At 38.3% G+C, this 645-nt stretch carries 1 protein-coding gene; it reads right to left on the bottom strand.

Annotated features, from left to right (window positions below):
* Positions 1-252, bottom strand: a 252-nt coding sequence (locus HK26_RS13345; protein ID WP_143296378.1) for a hypothetical protein, incomplete at its 3' end; no start/stop codon positions are given.
* Positions 253-645 lie beyond the last annotated feature (393 nt).

The following is a 645-nucleotide window of genomic DNA, read 5'->3' as shown; positions in this document are numbered from 1 at the left end:
TGTATCAGGAACCTCTATGAACTCAGGAAACATCCAAAGAATGTCACGCCCCAACTCTACCAGTTTATCAGCAACAGCCGTTCTTGGGGCATTCACCATGACAAAATCACGAATGTAGAAACTGCTACTATATCCGACTTCCCGCGCAGAAGAGAAACAACGCAGGTAACGTCCGGCCAAGGGACAGGAACGATTATCCGGGATTCTGATGCCTTCAGAGAGCAGGGAAAAAACAGTGCTGTAATTTATCATAATATTACTCCATTCAATAACTCCTTAAATATACGTCATTTATAAACTATATTTATGGTTATTGCAATGTTTATATGTAGTTATGTGAATAAGTATATCAAATATTTATAATATTAAACAAACAATCAACGATATATTCTGTTGTTTCAATTGTGTGTTTTGCATGAAATGCTCAACAGGAAACCTGTGCGACTATGTGTTGAAAAAATCAGACACAGACGAAATACTCCGGATATCATTTGGAAAACAGGTTTGCTGGATTAATCCGGATGGGAAAGCATCAGATATGCTGTTTCAATGAGAAATAAGCCACGTTGAAAGCCAAAACAGACTTTCAGGGAAGATTATACCCTTCACGGGAAAACCATGCTTCTACGGTTCATTTATGGAGGA

Origin of the sequence: Acetobacter okinawensis (assembly GCF_002153655.1) — a bacterium.
In the GTDB taxonomy this organism is placed as follows: Bacteria; Pseudomonadota; Alphaproteobacteria; order Acetobacterales; family Acetobacteraceae; genus Acetobacter; species Acetobacter okinawensis_A.
This window is presented reverse-complemented; position numbering and strand designations above follow the sequence as displayed.